General features: G+C 66.1%; 13 protein-coding genes. 10 read left to right on the plus strand and 3 right to left on the minus strand.

Annotated features, from left to right (window positions below; translation table 11 throughout):
* Positions 1-45: 45 nt before the first annotated feature.
* Positions 46-2,733, minus strand: a complete 2,688-nt coding sequence (locus tag M2336_RS04770; RefSeq protein ID WP_264574169.1) for an Rne/Rng family ribonuclease — start codon at positions 2,731-2,733, stop codon at positions 46-48.
* A gap of 512 nt (positions 2,734-3,245) precedes the next feature.
* Between M2336_RS04770 and M2336_RS04775 the strand changes: the two genes are divergently transcribed.
* The 5 genes from M2336_RS04775 (at position 3,246) to M2336_RS04795 (ending at position 9,405) form a co-directional block, all read left to right on the plus strand.
* Positions 3,246-4,151, plus strand: a complete 906-nt coding sequence (locus M2336_RS04775; RefSeq protein ID WP_413716177.1) for an N-acetylmuramoyl-L-alanine amidase family protein — start codon at positions 3,246-3,248, stop codon at positions 4,149-4,151.
* A gap of 71 nt (positions 4,152-4,222) precedes the next feature.
* Positions 4,223-6,724: a penicillin-binding protein 1A gene (locus tag M2336_RS04780; protein WP_264592589.1), complete on the plus strand. Its 2,502-nt coding sequence runs from the start codon at positions 4,223-4,225 to the stop codon at positions 6,722-6,724.
* Positions 6,725-6,847: 123 nt separating this feature from the next.
* Positions 6,848-7,399 carry a DUF2062 domain-containing protein gene (locus tag M2336_RS04785; protein ID WP_264592590.1) on the plus strand — a complete coding sequence of 184 codons (552 nt, stop codon included), beginning with the start codon at positions 6,848-6,850 and terminating at the stop codon, positions 7,397-7,399.
* A 120-nt stretch (positions 7,400-7,519) separates the two neighbouring features.
* Complete coding sequence (gene prfB / locus M2336_RS04790) at positions 7,520-8,647, plus strand: peptide chain release factor 2 (RefSeq protein ID WP_181560842.1); 1,128 nt, start codon at positions 7,520-7,522, stop codon at positions 8,645-8,647.
* A complete protein-coding gene (locus M2336_RS04795) occupies positions 8,647-9,405 on the plus strand; it encodes a class I SAM-dependent methyltransferase (RefSeq protein ID WP_264571472.1) in 759 nt (252 codons plus the stop codon). The genes prfB and M2336_RS04795 overlap by 1 nt, the downstream gene beginning before the upstream one ends.
* Positions 9,406-9,417: 12 nt before the next feature.
* Here M2336_RS04795 and M2336_RS04800 read toward each other — a convergent pair whose 3' ends face one another.
* Positions 9,418-10,089: a helix-turn-helix transcriptional regulator gene (locus M2336_RS04800; protein WP_264574173.1), complete on the minus strand. Its 672-nt coding sequence runs from the start codon at positions 10,087-10,089 to the stop codon at positions 9,418-9,420.
* A gap of 102 nt (positions 10,090-10,191) precedes the next feature.
* Here M2336_RS04800 and M2336_RS04805 point away from each other — a divergent pair, with 102 nt between their 5' ends.
* On the plus strand, positions 10,192-10,377 hold the full coding sequence (locus M2336_RS04805; protein ID WP_181561545.1) for a hypothetical protein: 186 nt from the start codon (positions 10,192-10,194) through the stop codon (positions 10,375-10,377).
* Positions 10,378-10,415: 38 nt separating this feature from the next.
* Positions 10,416-10,769: a hypothetical protein gene (locus M2336_RS04810; RefSeq protein ID WP_264574174.1), complete on the plus strand. Its 354-nt coding sequence runs from the start codon at positions 10,416-10,418 to the stop codon at positions 10,767-10,769.
* Positions 10,770-10,790: 21 nt separating this feature from the next.
* Here M2336_RS04810 and M2336_RS04815 read toward each other — a convergent pair whose 3' ends face one another.
* Positions 10,791-11,270: a hypothetical protein gene (locus M2336_RS04815; RefSeq protein ID WP_264574175.1), complete on the minus strand. Its 480-nt coding sequence runs from the start codon at positions 11,268-11,270 to the stop codon at positions 10,791-10,793.
* A 139-nt stretch (positions 11,271-11,409) separates the two neighbouring features.
* Between M2336_RS04815 and M2336_RS04820 the strand changes: the two genes are divergently transcribed.
* The 3 genes from M2336_RS04820 to M2336_RS04830 all read left to right on the plus strand — a co-directional run bounded on the left by M2336_RS04820 (position 11,410) and on the right by M2336_RS04830 (position 15,577).
* A complete protein-coding gene (locus M2336_RS04820; RefSeq protein ID WP_264574176.1) occupies positions 11,410-12,369 on the plus strand; it encodes an NAD(P)H-dependent flavin oxidoreductase in 960 nt (319 codons plus the stop codon).
* A 102-nt stretch (positions 12,370-12,471) separates the two neighbouring features.
* Complete coding sequence (locus tag M2336_RS04825) at positions 12,472-12,774, plus strand: hypothetical protein (RefSeq protein WP_181560836.1); 303 nt, start codon at positions 12,472-12,474, stop codon at positions 12,772-12,774.
* 313 nt (positions 12,775-13,087) lie between these two features.
* The gene (locus M2336_RS04830; protein ID WP_264574177.1) at positions 13,088-15,577 is read left to right on the plus strand and encodes a PAS domain S-box protein; all 2,490 of its coding nucleotides are present in this window, start codon (positions 13,088-13,090) and stop codon (positions 15,575-15,577) included.
* Positions 15,578-15,580: the final 3 nt, after the last annotated feature.

Raw genomic sequence — 15,580 nt, forward strand, 5'->3', positions numbered from 1 at the left:
CGGGCGACCCATCATGCCGGTTCTCAGACCGCAGGGCGGTGTGCGTCACGCGCCGAACGTGCGCTGCCACCAGCCGCGACGGGGCGTTTCAGCGCTGTCGCCATCGGCTTGCGCCGACGCATCAGCGTCCGTGGCCGTGTCGGCGGCATCCGCGACCAGCGTCTCGCGCGCCTCGGTGGCGGCCTCGACGGTCTTGGGCTTGCGACGCGCGCGCGGCTTGGCGGCGGGCTTGGGCGCCTCTTCTGCCGCCTCGGTGCTTGCCTCAGCTTCGGGCTGGGCTTCACCCTCGGTCGCGGCGGGCGTTTCTGCAGCCTTGGTCGTCTTGCGGCGCGTGCGGCGCTTGGGTGCCGGTGCCTCTTCGGCGGCCTCGGTCGGTGCTTCCGCAGCAGGCGCTTCGGGGGTCGGAGTCTCCGCCAGTTCCGGCGAGACTTCCACCGTCACGGCTTCATCCGTGGCTTCGGCAGCCTTGCGGGTGCGGCGGCGGCGCTTGGGCGCAGGCGCTTCTTCCGCGTCGGCAGCAGGCTCGGGCGATGCGGGCTCGACCGTCTCCTGCACTGCCTCAGCAGCGTCCGCCGATTCGACCGGCGCGGCGTCTGCTGCGTCGTCCGTCGCGCCTTCGCTGGCTTCGGCGCCATTGTCTGCACCGTCGCTCTGTCCGCCCCGCCGGCGACGACCGCCACGGCGACCACGGCGGCCGCGACGCGGTGCCTCGTCAGACCCTTCGGCCTCGCTCGATTCGGACGGGCCGGCTTCGGCCTGCTCGTCATCGCGCTCATCGGCATCGGCCTGCGCGTCGTCATCCTCGTCGGACGCAGCGCCATCGCTGTCCTGCGGCGACTGGTCGTCCCGGTCACGCCGGCCACGGCGACCACGACGGCGACGCTTGCGCTTGCGTCCCTCGCCACCTTCGTCGTCTGCGCGAGGCTGGCGCTCTTCAGCGACCTCTTCCTCTTCCTCGACGTCCTCGATCTCGTCCTCTTCGTCCTCCACCTCTTCGGTGATGACGGGGGCATAGCTGACCTGCATGGTCGGGCGCGGGCCACTGGCCTCGACCGACATGCGGGCGCCCTCGATCTCGCCATCGGGCAGGATGAGGATGGTCACGCCATAGCGGTTCTCGATTTCATCGAGTTCGCGGCGCTTGTTGTTGAGCACGTAGAAGGCCGCTTCCTGGCTGGCGCGCAGGGTGATCTGGCTCCCGCGACCGCGCGCGGCTTCCTCTTCCAGCATGCGCAGGGCCGAGAGGCCCGCCGAGGATGCCGTGCGGACGAGACCGGTGCCCTCGCAATGGGGGCAGGGCCGGGTCGAGGCTTCCAGCACGCCGGTGCGCAGGCGCTGGCGGCTCATTTCCATGAGGCCGAAACCGGAAATGCGGCCCACCTGGATGCGGGCGCGATCGTCCTTGAGCGCCTCCTTCATCGCCTTCTCGACCTTACGGATGTTGGAGTTGTGCTCCATGTCGATGAAGTCGATGACGACGAGGCCGGCCATGTCGCGCAGGCGCAGCTGGCGGGCGATCTCGCGCGCAGCTTCCAGATTGGTGGCCGTGGCGGTCTGCTCGATACTGTGCTCGCGCGTCGAGCGGCCCGAGTTGATATCGATGGAGACCAGCGCCTCGGTCGGGTTGATGACCAGATAGCCGCCGGACTTGAGCTGCACGACCGGATTATACATCGCGGCGAGCTGGTCCTCGACCCCGAAGCGCTGGAACAGCGAGACCGGATCGGCATATTGCTTCACGCGCCGGGCATGGCTCGGCATCAGCAGCTTCATGAAGTCCTTCGCCTGGCGATAGCCTTCATCGCCCTCGACGATCACTTCCTCGATATCGCGGTGGTAGATATCGCGGATCGCGCGCTTGATGAGGTCGCTGTCATTGTGGATCAGCTCCGGCGCGGCGGCCCTGAGCGTGTTCTCGCGAATCTCGTCCCACAGGCGGGCGAGATAGTCGAAGTCGCGCTTGATCTCGGTCTTGGTGCGCGAGAGGCCCGCCGTGCGCACGATGCAGCCCATGGTGTTGGGCAGCTTCATCTCGGCGATGATGGACTTCAACCGCTTGCGATCCGCACCATTGCTGATCTTGCGCGAGATGCCGCCGCCATGGCTGGTGTTGGGCATCAGCACGCAATAGCGGCCGGCGAGGCTGAGATAGGTGGTCAGCGCCGCGCCCTTGTTGCCGCGCTCTTCCTTCACGATCTGGACGAGCAGCACTTGGCGGCGCTTGATGACGTCCTGAATCTTGTAGCGACGGCGCAGGGCCATGCGCTTGCGGCGCACTTCTTCTGCGGCCTGCTCATTGCCCTTGCCGTTCTGCTTGCGGGCCGGCGCTTCGCCTTCGCTCTCTTCGTCTTCGTCGAGATTCGGGCGCTCGACGACTTCTACGCCGTCCTCGCCATGATCATCCTCGTCGTCGACATCGCCGCGCAGGGCAGCCTCTTCGGCGGCATGTGCGGCTTCTTCAGCCAGCAGCGCCTCACGGTCCTCGCGGGGGATCTGGTAATAATCCGGGTGAATTTCCGAAAAGGCGAGGAAGCCGTGGCGATTGCCACCGTAATCGACGAACGCCGCCTGCAGCGAGGGTTCGACTCTGGTAACCTTGGCGAGATAGATATTGCCCTTGAGCTGCTTGTGTTCAGCGCTCTCGAAATCAAACTCCTCGATCCGGTTCCCCGTTACGACCGCGACCCGGGTCTCTTCCCGGTGGCGCGCATCGATCAGCATACGCATTGTCATTAAAGTCTCTCCAGCCGGTCATCGCCATGCGCCGCAAGCGGGGATGGCGACCCGGTGTCATGTAGGGGGGCGCGCTCTTGCGTGTCGTGTCGACACGGCAGCGGCGCTGAAAACCCCGGTTTTCAAAAAAGGATTGCGTGTCTGTCGCCTGGGCATGTCCGCGTCCTGCGGATACCGGCTTGAACAGTGCTCGCGGCTGAAGGCCCGCTTTCGCGCGCTCCAAGCTCATCAAGCCATGCCCCATGCAACATCAACCTGTCGGATCGCCCAGAAGGCGATGATTAACCGGAAAAATCCCCACCGCGCGCCAGTCGGGCACAGCGGGTTGTCCGGGAGAACGAAGCGCTAGCAGGGCTTGCTCCGCAGAGCAACGTGGAAAAGCAGAAGGCCCCGCGCTGCCAGACCAAGCCAGGCCGCTTGCCAGCGCGGCGGCACCCTGCACGCAAGAGCCTTGCCGGCCGGTTAACTTTTGGCTGGCGCTGGCGGCGCATGGGCGGCAAAAGTCGCCTTCCATGGCCCTGGTGACCGCATTTTCTGCTCTTGTGCTGAGCCTTGCCGCGCCGTCGGACGGGGGGCAGGTGCTTGTGGCTTCGGCCCCTGCGTCCGGCGCTGGCGACCTCACAAACCATATGAGCCGCCCGCTCAAGGGGCCGCGCCTTGTCGTGCGCATTCCGGATGCTGCGCCGGCCGTGCCCCTGCCGACGATCGAAGGGCCGAAAGACCCGCGCCGCCCGCTGGTGGTGATCGACGCCGGCCATGGCGGGCACGATCCCGGGGCCTATAATGCCAGCCTCGATATTCGCGAGAAGGATCTGACGCTGGCCATCGCGCAGGCTGTGCGGGACGAACTGCTCAAGACTGGGCGCATCCGCGTGGCTCTCACCCGCTCGGACGATCGCTTCCTCATCCTGCAGGAGCGCTACAGCATCGCCAGCAAGCTGGGCGCCGGGCTGTTCATTTCGATTCACGCGGACGCCGCGCAGGACGGGGAGGCGCGCGGCGCCACCGTCTACACCCTGTCCGATGTCGCGTCCGATCGCGAGGCCGCGCGGTTGGCGGCGCGCGAGAACCGCACGGATATCATCAATGGCGTGGACCTCTCGGGCGCCAGCACGGCGGTCAGCTCGATCCTGATCGATCTGACGCGGCGGGACACGATGGAATCCTCGGCGCGCTTTGCCGAGATCCTGCATCGCGAGGGGCTGCCGCATTTCCGCTTCCGCACGCCCTATCACCGGCAGGCCTCGCTGGTGGTGCTGAAATCGGCCGACACGCCCTCGGTGCTGCTGGAAACCGGCTATGTTAGCAACAATGCCGAGGCCGGCTGGATGGCGACGCGCGATGGGCGGTTGCAGCTGGCCAAGGGCGTTGCCGCCGCTGTCTCGGTCTATTTCGCCCGGCAATCGGTGCAGCGCTGAATTCCAGATTTGCGCGCACCCTGCCGCAAAATCGGTTCCCTCACGCGGCAGAATTGGTCTAGGTGGCGCGCATGGAAGAAGCGACAAACGAAGCGACGAGCTTCCGGTTGCAGCGGGGCGGGCGTCTTGACGCCGTGCGCGCGCGCCTGCGCGACATGATGAAGCGGCGGCGCTGGCGCTGGCTGGCTTATGCGCTGCTGGCCTTCATTGGCGCGATTTTCCTCTTCTGGCTGCTGTTCGCACGCGATCTGCCCGATGCGCGCACGCTGCTCGATTACCAGCCGCCGCTGCCGACGGTGGTGCGCGATATCGATGGCCAGCCCGTCTACAGCTTCGCGCGTGAGCGTCGCGTTCAACTGCAATATTCCGATTTCCCGCCGATGCTGGTGAATGCCTATCTGGCTGCGGAAGACCGGACGTTCTTCAGTCATCACGGCCTGGATTATCCGGGGCTCGCCCGCGCCGCATTCCAGGGCCTGATGAGCGGGCAGACGCCGCGCGGCACCTCCACGATCACCCAGCAGGTCGCCAAGAACCTGCTAGTCGGCAATGAGGTGAGCTATACGCGCAAGCTCAAGGAAGCGATCCTCGCCTGGCGCATGGAAAGCGTGCTGACCAAGCAGCAGATCCTCGAACTTTACCTCAACCAGATCTTCCTCGGCCGCAACGCTTATGGCGTGCAGGCTGCGGCGCGCGCCTATTTCGACAAGGATGTGGGCGATCTCAAGCTGCACGAGGCGGCCTATCTCGCGATCCTGCCGAAAGGTCCGGCGAACTATCGCCCGGAAGTGCACATGGATCGTGCGCTCGAGCGGCGGAACTGGGTGCTGGGCGAGATGCTGCGCAATCGCTTCATAACGCAGGGACAATATGAGGAAGCGCGTGCGCAGCCGCTCGGCGCAGTGCGGCAACGCGGCAGCGGCTACAGTGCTGTGGGCGGCTATTATATCGAGGAAATCCGGCGGCGGCTGATCGCGGAGTTTGGCGAAGCTGCCGAGCATGGCCCCAACAGCGTCTATGCGGGTGGACTGTGGGTGCGTTCGCCGCTCTCGCCCTTCATGCAGGAGCAGGCGGCACGGGCGCTGCGCGAGGGACTGCTGCGCTATGATTCGGGCAAGGGCTGGTCCGGGCCGATCGCGAAGATCGACAATCTGGATCGCTGGGAAAGCGAGCTCGCCGCGTCCAATCTCGGCATCGATTATGCGGACTGGACCGTCGCGGTGGTGCTGGACAAGTCCGGCAGCAGCGCCTCGCTCGGCCTGCCCGGTGGCCAGACCGGCACATTGCCGCGTTCATCGGCGCTGCTGGCGGACCGGCGCAATGGCCGCCCGACCTTCGATTCGCTCAAGCCCGGCGACGTCATCGCGGTGAAGCCCGAAGGCAATGCCTATGCGCTGCGCAACGTTCCGGGGGTTTCCGGCGGCTTCATGATCGAGGGCGTCCACACCGGCCGCGTCTTCGCCATGCAGGGCGGGTTCGATGCGCGCCTGTCTTCCTACAACCGCGTGACGCAGGCGATGCGGCAGCCCGGCTCGACCATCAAGCCGTTCGTCTATGCCGCCGCGCTCGACAATGGCATGACGCCCGCCTCGATCATCGTCGATGGCCCCTTCTGCGTGTGGCAGGGCGCCAATCTCGGGCAGAAGTGTTTCCGCAACTTCTCCGGCGGGGGCGGTGGCGCGCAGACGATGCGCTGGGGCATCGAGCAATCGCGCAACCTGATGACGGTGCGCACGGCAGCGCAGACCGGCATGGACCGCGTCGTCCGCACGATCAAGGCGATGGGCATCGGCGATTACCAGCCCTATCTCGCCTTCGCGCTCGGCGCCGGCGAGACGACTGTCGAGAAGATGGTCAATGCCTATGCGATGCTCGCCAATCACGGCCGCCAGCTCACCCCCAAGGTGATGGACTATGTGCAGGACCGGAACGGCCAGGTGATCTGGCCGCGCAACTGGAAACCCTGCCAGGGCTGCAATGCCGATGACTGGAACGGCAAGGCCATGCCGCGCTTCGCCCATGGCGGGCGGCAGGCGATGAACCCGATGACCGCCTATCAGATGGTGCACATCACCGAAGGCGTGATCCAGCGCGGCACCGCGACCAGCCTGCGCGATCTGGACCGGCCGCTGTTCGGCAAGACCGGTACCACCAACGGCCCGACCAACGTCTGGTTCGTGGGCGGATCTCCGGACATCGTCGCCGGCGTCTATGTCGGCTTCGACCAGCCCCGCAACATGGGCGGCTATGCCCAGGGCGGCACGCTGGCGGCGCCGATCTGGAAGTCGGCCATGGCGCCCATTCTCAAGGATATGCCCAAAACGCCGTTCGTGGCGCCGGCAGGCGTCCGCATGGTGCGGGTCGACCGGCGCAGCGGCAAGCGCGTCTATGGCGGCTGGCCTTCGGACGATCCGCGCACCGCGATCATCTGGGAAGCGTTCAAGCCGGAAACCGAGCCGCGCATTTCCATGCGGCGCGATGAGCTGGAAGAGCGCGCGCGCGAGGACAAGCCCGCCGCGGCCCGCCGCGATGTGAGCCGCGATTTCGCCGGGGAGCAGGGCGGCATCTATTGAGCCGCGGGCCCGGCGACCTATATCGCTTGTCTGGCCCGTTACTTGTCCCGTCCTTGTGCGCCGCGTTCACGCGATGCTCAGCCTTGATGGGTTAGACAGGTCGCCTGTCATGGAGGACCCGTCTTGAAGCGCTGGTTGATCGGCCGCCTGCCGACCCGCGAAAGCCTGTTGTCGAATCGGTGGATGAAGCCGTTCGCCCACCGGATCGCGCACCCGCTGCTCTGGCATTTCAACCGGCGGTCGACAGCGCGCGGGGTCGCGCTGGGTCTGTTCGCGGGCTTCCTGATTCCCTTCGGGCAGACGCCGGTTGCGGCCATGCTCGCCATTTCCGCTCGGGCCAATGTGCTGACTGCCGCATGCGCGACTTTGGTCACCAATCCTCTGACCTTCCCGCCCATTTATTTCGCAGCGTACAAGGTGGGGCATGGGGTGCTGGGCGACCGGCTCTCGGCAAGCGGCGACACGATGATTCGTTCCATTGGCGCGCGCGCGCTGGATTTTGCAGCGCCCACCGCGCTGGGGCTTCTGCTGTTCGCCATTGTGGCATCGATCCTGGGCTTTTGCCTCGTCCACCTCGGCTGGCGCGGCTGGGTGGCCCATCGTTGGCGGCAGCGCAGCCGCGCGCGGCAGGGCGATTCCGCCGCATCCGATCCGCCCGATCAGTCGTTGATCTGAGAGCAACTTTCCGCCCGCTGTGCCAAGGCCGGCCTTCTCGCCCCTTGACCGGGGGGAAGCGGCGTCGCATCGGGCTGCATTCGGCCCACCATCTGGCCACGGACTTGACGGAGATTTCTCATGCGTGCCGAAGCGCAGGCCCATGTCGACCACATTCAGGCAGCGCTGGATTTGCTGCGCCGGTTCCTCGACTGGGATCGCGCGCTGCGCCGCCTCGATGAGCTGAACGCCCGCGTGGAGGATCCGACGCTGTGGGATGATCCCAAGGCGGCGCAGGATGTGATGCGCGAGCGCCAGCGGCTCGACGCAGCCATCAACGCGACCCGCGCCATCGAATCCGAGATGAACGATACCGTCGAGCTGATCGACATGGCGGATGCCGAGGGTGACGAGGAGATGGCCAATGAAGGCATTGCCGGCCTCGCCGCGCTGGCCGAGCGGGCCGACCGGGACAAGGTGACGGCGCTGCTCTCCGGCGAGGCGGACGGCAACGACACCTATCTGGAAATCCATGCCGGCGCCGGCGGCACCGAGAGCCAGGACTGGGCGGAAATGCTGCTGCGCATGTATCAGCGCTGGGCCGAGAAGCGCGGCTACAAGGTCGAGATGATCGAGTATCAGGCGGGCGAACAAGCGGGCATCAAGTCCGCCACTCTGCTGCTCAAGGGCGAGAATGCCTATGGCTATGCCAAGACCGAGAGCGGCGTGCACCGGCTGGTGCGGATCAGCCCCTATGACAGCTCCGCCCGGCGCCACACCTCGTTCAGCTCGGTGTGGGTCTATCCGGTGATCGACGACAATATCGAGATCGAGATCAAGGAAAGCGACCTCAAGATCGATACCTATCGCGCGTCCGGCGCGGGCGGTCAGCACGTCAACACCACCGATTCCGCGGTGCGCATCACCCACGTGCCGTCCGGCATCATCGTGGCGAGCCAGAACGACCGCTCCCAGCACAAGAACCGCGCCACCGCGATGAACATGCTCAAGGCGCGCCTCTATGAGGCGGAGCTGCAGAAGCGCGAGGCGGAAGCCAACACCGACTATCAGGCCAAGACCGAGATCGGCTGGGGCCACCAGATCCGCTCCTATGTGCTGCAGCCCTATCAGCTGGTGAAGGATCTGCGCACCGGCGTCACCTCCACCGCTCCGGATGACGTGCTGGACGGCGCGCTCGATCCGTTCATGGCGGCCGCGCTCAGCCAAAAGGTGACCGGGGAGAAGGTCGACGTCGAGGATGTCGACTGATGCTGCGCGGGCGGGATGCGCGGCGCTCAGCCGCGCTGGTCCTGCTGCTTGGCCCTGCCTTGCTCTCGGGCTGCGATTCGCTCGCGCCGGCGTCCAGTGGCCGGCCTGACACGGCCGAAGCCTTCCCCCGCGCCGACCGGCCGGTCGCACCGATCATCTCGACGCGCTGGTCCACGGAGGAGGCGCGCGACCGGGTCAACGAGGCCGAGGAGATCATGGACCGCGCCGGCATCGCGCCGGGCATGACCGTGGCCGACATCGGCGCGGGCGAGGGATACTACACCGTGCGGCTCGCCACACGCGTGGGGCCGAGGGGCCGCGTGCTCGGGCAGGACATCATCGCCGAGGTGATCGACCAGCTCGGCCAGCGGGTGACCCGCGAGAATCGGGACAATGTCAGCGTCAAGCTCGGCACGCCGGACGATCCGCGCCTGCCGGAGCACAGCTTCGACCGGGTGCTGATGGTGCACATGTATCATGAGATCGCCGAGCCCTACGCCTTTCTCTGGCGGCTCTATCCCGCGCTCAAGCCCGGCGGGCAGGTGGTGGTGGTCGATATCGACCGCCCGACCGAGCATCATGGCACGCCGCCGGCGCTGCTGCGCTGCGAGTTCGAAGCGATCGGCTTCCGCTTCGTCGGCATGGAAGGCCGGACGGCGGCGGGCGGCTATCTGGCGCGTTTCGAGCCCGGCGAACGCCGTGTCGAGCCGAGCGAAATCAGGCCGTGCCGCTTGGCGCGCCGCGGTCGACCCGGATAGCGGGCGAGGCGATCAGCCCACCCGGCGCCCGGCCCAGATCACGCGACCGACGATATTGACGAGGGCGGGGTCGACATCCTCCCATGTCGGGTAGAGCGGGTTGTCGCTGCGGATCGAGAAGAGCCCGCGGCGGGGCGCCAGCGCGACGCGCTTGACCATGAGCACATCATCCATGCGCAGCACGTAAATGCCATCGCGCAGCCGATCGATGCCGTCGGCCCGATCGACCATGATGTCGTCGCCATCGCTGAGCGTGGGGGCCATCGATTCGCCATCGACGCGGATGATGGAGAGCTGATCGGGCTGGCCGCCCAGGGCCCTCAGCCAGCGCATGTCGAAGGCTAGCGCGCCGGCCGCCGCCTCATCCTCGACCAGCGCGCCGACGCCGGCAGAAGCGCCGAGAGCGAGGCGAGGAACCGCGATGAGGCCGCGCGGCAGGGTGGCGCTGTGCCTCATCGGGGCGGGCGCCAGCGCTGAAGAGCCGCCGAGCAGCGCCTCCTCGACGCCGAAGAAGCGGGCGAGCAACTGGCGATCGGCCTCGTCCAGCTTGCGGGGCGAGCCGCGCTTCACGAACTGCTGAATATAGGCCGGATTGCGACCGAGCAGGCGGGAAATGCTGCCATAGCTTTCCCCACGCTCCTGAATCAGCCGCTCCAGATTAGCTCTCGCATCGACGCTGCCCATTGCGGAACACTACACATAGGAATTTTCCTAGACAAGTAGGAAATAACTTTAGAACCTAGGGGTCTTCCTATTGTCGAGTCCAGTGAGGAGGTTCGGTTGGCGATGACGGTCCTGAGATCCATAGAGTTGTTCCTGCGCCGCACAGGCATGGCGGCAACCCGTTTCGGTCGCGAATGCGTGCGCGATCCCCGTTTCGTGCATGATCTGCGTCGGGGGCGTGAACCCTCCGAACGCACGCGGCGCCGCGTAGAACATTTCATGAACATTTATGAAGAAGGTGCGCAATGAGAGCGCTGTTGAGATCCAGGCCGGCTCATTCGTCTGCCATGGCCAGCTCGTTGCCTCGCAAGGCTGCCCCGCCCCGCAGCACGCGGCGCGATTGTCACGGCCGTCTGCTGGCTGCCTTGCAGGCGCTGGCAGGCCCGGGCTGCGCTGTGGAGGATGGCGGACAGCGCCCCTGGTGCAGCGCGACGTTCGTCGGCGCGCAGCATCGGATCGTGCTGCACCTCGCAGGTCCGGATGCGTGGGACAGGGCGACGGCGCTGACCAAGACGTTGCCGAACGCAGAGATCGCCCTTGTCCATCACATTGTCGTCGATCTGGCGGTCGATTCCGTGATGGATGGGCAGGATGGCGGGGTGGAGATGGTGCTGGCGGTCCTCACGATTGAAGATTGGTGACCAGCGTGCGGTGCGGCTTTGTCAGTGGCGGGACTGGATGGTCAGCGCGCGCAGGCGGGCGAGCGCCTCGCTCAGCGCAGCCTGCATCGCGGCGGAGTCCTCCTCCATCGTGTCGCTGCCGACGCGGATGGCAGCCTCATCGCTTATCGGGCGGATGCGGGGCCAGTGCGCAGCGGCCAGCGCGCTGACCTCGAGATCGCTAAGTGGCGCCGGCATGATCGCGCTGAACGACGCCCATGCGGGCAGCGCGTTGGTCTCGGTGACGAGCATGAGGGCCGGGCGGCGCGGCGTCGGCGCTGTCTCCGCCACATCCGGAGTGGCGGGCAGGTCGTCGTTCTTACGAAGGCGAGGCGCCGGCCTTGGGCTCCATGCGGAGGGTACGGCCTGACTCTGAGCCGATGCCTGCGCGCGACTCGTGCGGCCGAACAACCGCGCCAGCAAGCTCGTCACATCCGGCGCGGCCCATGTCAGGCCTGCCCGCATCGTTCTTGTCTGTCCCATGCCGCTTACCCCCTTTGCCTCGATTGGCCCTGCCGTAGCGGTAGCGCGCAGATGGTAAACGAAACGGTAACGATGCGATTTTCGCCGGCATTGACGGGTGCATGCCGCCATGTCAGGCCGGGCGGGAGAGGAGAAACTGGTGTCCGTTCCCGAGAGCCTTCGCCGTGGTTTGCGTCTGCCCGTCATCGGCGCGCCGCTGTTCATCATCTCCAATCCCGATCTGGTGATCGCGCAGTGCAAGGCGGGCATCATCGGTGCCATGCCGTCGCTGAATGCGCGCGCGCCGGACCGCCTCGAGGACTGGCTGGAGCGCATCGTCACCGAACTTGCGGCGCATGATGCCGCCCACCCCGAGGCGCCGGCCGCGCCCTTTGCCGTCAATCTCATCGTTCATCGCTCTAACCCGCGCCTGATGGAGGATCTCGCGATCTGCGCTCGCTTCAAGGTGCCGCTGATCATCACGTCGCTGGGCGCCAATGAGGAGGTGAATGCAGCGGTGAAGGCCTGGGGCGGGCTCGTGTTCCATGACGTCATCAATCAGCGCTTCGCTCACAAGGCGGTCGAAAAGGGCGCGGATGGCCTGATCCTGGTGGCGGCGGGCGCAGGCGGCCATGCCGGCAGCCAGTCGCCTTTCGCGCTGGTGGCAGAGACGCGGGCGTGGTTCGACGGGCCGATCGCCCTTTCCGGCGCCATCGCCACGGGCAGCGGCATCGCTGCCGCGCAGGCGATGGGCGCGGACTTTGCCTATATCGGCTCGGCCTTCATCGCCACGGCGGAAGCGCGGGCCAGCGCCGCCTACAAGCAGGGCATCGTGGACGGGCAGGCGGCGGACATCGTCTATTCGGATTACTTTACGGGAGTCTCCGGCAATTATCTGCGCGCGTCCATCGTCGCACAGGGGCTCGACCCCGACGCGCTGCCCGCAAGCGACCCATCGGCGATGGACTTCGCTGCGGCGACAGGCGCCAAGGCGTGGAAGGACATTTGGGGCGCCGGCCAGGGCATTGGCGCGGTCACCGATGTGGTGCCGGCCGCTACACTCATCGCGCGATTCGCCACGGAATATGAGGATGCGCGCCGCCGCCTTTGCGCATCGTGAAGGCGCGCACGGTGCGCGGGCTGCACGGCGCGCAACGCGCCCGCCCGGCAAAACGCGCCATGGGCCTTGATAATCGGCGACAAACCGGCCAATGGCCCGGCCATGGACAATAGTCGCATCTTTGAAGCGATCGCGCTGCGTCGCTGTCTTTCCGCCCGCTACAACAAGCTGGCGCTCGTGCTCGCGCCGCATGTGCTCTACAAGCGCAACGACAGCTACTTCATCGATGCCATCACCATCACCCGCGACGGCGCCGAGCCGCGCGAACCGAAGGTGGGCAGTTACAATCTGGCTGGCCTGAGCGAACTGGACGTTCTTGAGACCACGTTCGATGTCCACCCGCTGTTCGACCGCATGGACCCGAAATATCGGGAAAACACGCTGTTCATGATCGACGCGGACTGAGTCTGGGTGGGGCGTACGCCCTGAAGACTTCCTCCCGTCCAGGCTCATCTGAGTCGGATGACGCCGCAGCGCCCGCCATTTTTGGCTCCTCTGCATTCCAAGACGGCCCGAGATTTCTGCTGTTTGTAGCCTGTTCCTGTTTCAGAGCGGGCACAGGCTAGTCTTTGGGTGAACGCGCTGAGCAAACTCTGTACAAAATGGCATTTCGCGACCGTAGGTGGTGAGATAAACCGTCAGACCTTGGCGTATCGGCGAAGATGGCAAAATCTCGCGGGCGGCCCTCGATAGGATCTCGATACGAATGCTCCAGAATATGCCTGCGCGCGCTCAACATCTGGCCTCTGCCGATCTGGCCTTCCTGGCTGGCGGGGGCGAGTGCGCTGCGTTGATCAGGGACAGGGACTGGAGCGCCACGCCACTCGGTCCGATCGAAGACTGGGCGCCCTGCCTCAAATGCGCCGTTTCGCTGCTGCTTCGCTCGCAGGTGCCGATCGTGATGTTGTGGGGCGAGGAAGGCGTCATGCTGTATAACGACGCCTATTCCGGCTTCGCGGGCGGGCGCCACCCCGAGCTTCTGGGTTCCAATGTTCGGGAAGGATGGGGCGAGGTCGCCGACTTCAACGACAATGTCATGAAGGTCGGGCTGGCCGGCAAGACGCTCCATTATCGCGATCAGGAATTGACGCTGCACCGCCACGGCCGGCCCGAGCAGGTGTGGATGGACCTCGATTATTCGCCGGTGCTCGATGAGCAGGGGCAACCGGCAGGCGTCATCTGCATTCTCGCCGAAACGACCGAACGCGTTGCGGCTGAGCGCAAGACCGCATTCCTGATGTCGCTGTCCGACGCGTTGCGCCCTTTGACCACGCCGGCCGACGTCATTGCCCTGACGGCGGAACGCCTTGGCGCGTATCTCTCGGCCAGCCGGGTGTTCTACGCGGAAATCACGAACGGCCGCATGACAGTCGAGCGTGATCATCATCGCGGTGTCGGATCGATCGTCGGCGAACATTCGCTCGAAGCCTTCGGCCCGGATCTGCTGAACGCCTATCGCGTCGGCACGCCCGTGGTGGTGCGCGATGTGCAGGCCGACGCGCGCCTGAGCGCCGAGGCAAAGGCCGGCCTTGGCGCGCGCGAGGTTGGCGCCTTTGTGGACGTGGTGCTGTTCGAGGAAAAGCAGTGGGTGGGCTTGCTCGCGGTCCAGAATGCCACGCCGCGCGTGTGGACGGCGGAGGAGGAAACGCTCGTTCAGGAGGTGGGCGAACGCGTCAAGGTCGCCGTGGAGCGCGCGCGCTCGGAGCGGGACCGGCTGTGGACCTTGTCGCAGGATATGCTCGCGCGCGCCGATTTCACCGGCATGATGTCCGCCGTGAGCCCCGCCTGGACGCAGGTGCTCGGCTGGACCGAAGCCGAACTGCTTACCCGCGGTTACGCGACATTCATGCATCCCGAAGACATGCCACCGACGCTGCAAGCCATTGAGCGCATGGCGCAAACCGGGGAGCCCACGCGGTTCGAGAACCGCATTGCGACGCGCGATGGCGGCTGGAAGCATATCGAGTGGACCGTCGCGCCGGAGCCCGATGGCGTGAATTTCGTCGCGGTCGGCCGTGACCTCAGCGAAACCAAGGCTCGCAATGCGGAACTCGAAGCGGCGCGAGATGCGCTGCGGCAGAGCCAGAAGATGGAAGCCATCGGCCAGCTGACCGGCGGCGTCGCGCATGATTTCAACAATCTGCTGATGGCCATCACGAGCAGCCTCTCGCTGCTCGGCAAGCGGATCCCCGATGACCCGATGTCGAAGCGACTCCTCGACAATGCCCAGCAGGGCGCCGAGCGCGGCGCCGCACTGACCCAGCGCATGCTGGCTTTTGCGCGGCGGCAGGACCTCTCGCCCGAACCGGTCAACGTCTCCTCGCTGCTCGACGGGCTCAAGGAACTGGCGCAGCGGACGCTGGGGCCGCTCTGGCCGCTCGAATTTCACGGCGTTGCGAACGGCCCCTTCATCGTCGCCGATGCCAACCAGATCGAGATGGCGCTGCTCAACCTGCTGGTGAATGCGCGCGACGCCTCGCCCGATGGCGGCGCGATCCGGATCGAGACGGATACCAAGCGGATCGCGCCGGGCGAATCGGCCGAACTGGCGCCGGGCAGCTACGTGCGCATTCTGGTCATAGACCAGGGCACGGGGATGGATGCCGAGACGCTGGCGCGGGCGACCGAGCCGTTCTTCACCACCAAGGGCGTCGGCAAGGGAACGGGCCTTGGCCTGTCGATGATCCATGGCCTTGTGCGCCAGCTCGGGGGCACCTTCACCTTGACGAGCGCGCCTGGCATCGGGACGACGGCGGCGCTCTGGTTCCCTGTCTCCAGCGACGATGCCAACCGGCCGGCACGGGAGGCGGAGCCGGCGCTGTCTGCGGACGGCACGGTTCGCCCGCTCAAAATTCTCGCCGTGGACGATGATCCGCTCATCCTGATGAACACGGCGGCGTTTCTGGAAGATCTCGGTCATCAGGTGTGGGAAGCCGATTGTGCGGCCGATGCCCTCAAGATCTTGCGGGACAATCCGGGCATCGACCTGCTCGTCACCGATCAGGCCATGCCGAACATGACCGGCGTGCAGCTTGCCATGCAGCTGATGGCGGAGGACATTCGCCTGCCGATCATCCTCGCCACGGGCTATGGTGAGGTGCCGACGGATAGCGGCCTCAACGTCGTCAAGCTGGGCAAGCCTTTCTCGCAGGGTGAGCTGAAGGCGGCCATCGCCCGCGCCATGGCGGAAGTCCGGCAGGCTCTGTAAGCG

This window comes from Sphingobium sp. B1D7B, from assembly GCF_025961965.1.
Classification (GTDB): domain Bacteria; phylum Pseudomonadota; class Alphaproteobacteria; order Sphingomonadales; family Sphingomonadaceae; genus Sphingobium.

Coding starts and splice junctions, on each gene's coding strand:
- M2336_RS04800 (WP_264574173.1), bottom strand. CDS start 10,089: ATGGGCAGCGTCGATGCGAGAGCTAATCTGGAGCGGCTGATTCAGGAG.
- M2336_RS04830 (WP_264574177.1), top strand. CDS start 13,088: ATGCCTGCGCGCGCTCAACATCTGGCCTCTGCCGATCTGGCCTTCCTG.
- M2336_RS04780 (WP_264592589.1), top strand. CDS start 4,223: ATGGAAGAAGCGACAAACGAAGCGACGAGCTTCCGGTTGCAGCGGGGC.
- prfB (WP_181560842.1), top strand. CDS start 7,520: ATGCGTGCCGAAGCGCAGGCCCATGTCGACCACATTCAGGCAGCGCTG.
- M2336_RS04805 (WP_181561545.1), top strand. CDS start 10,192: ATGACGGTCCTGAGATCCATAGAGTTGTTCCTGCGCCGCACAGGCATG.
- M2336_RS04825 (WP_181560836.1), top strand. CDS start 12,472: ATGGACAATAGTCGCATCTTTGAAGCGATCGCGCTGCGTCGCTGTCTT.
- M2336_RS04815 (WP_264574175.1), bottom strand. CDS start 11,270: ATGGGACAGACAAGAACGATGCGGGCAGGCCTGACATGGGCCGCGCCG.
- M2336_RS04810 (WP_264574174.1), top strand. CDS start 10,416: ATGGCCAGCTCGTTGCCTCGCAAGGCTGCCCCGCCCCGCAGCACGCGG.
- M2336_RS04775 (WP_413716177.1), top strand. CDS start 3,246: ATGGCCCTGGTGACCGCATTTTCTGCTCTTGTGCTGAGCCTTGCCGCG.
- M2336_RS04770 (WP_264574169.1), bottom strand. CDS start 2,733: ATGACAATGCGTATGCTGATCGATGCGCGCCACCGGGAAGAGACCCGG.
- M2336_RS04795 (WP_264571472.1), top strand. CDS start 8,647: ATGCTGCGCGGGCGGGATGCGCGGCGCTCAGCCGCGCTGGTCCTGCTG.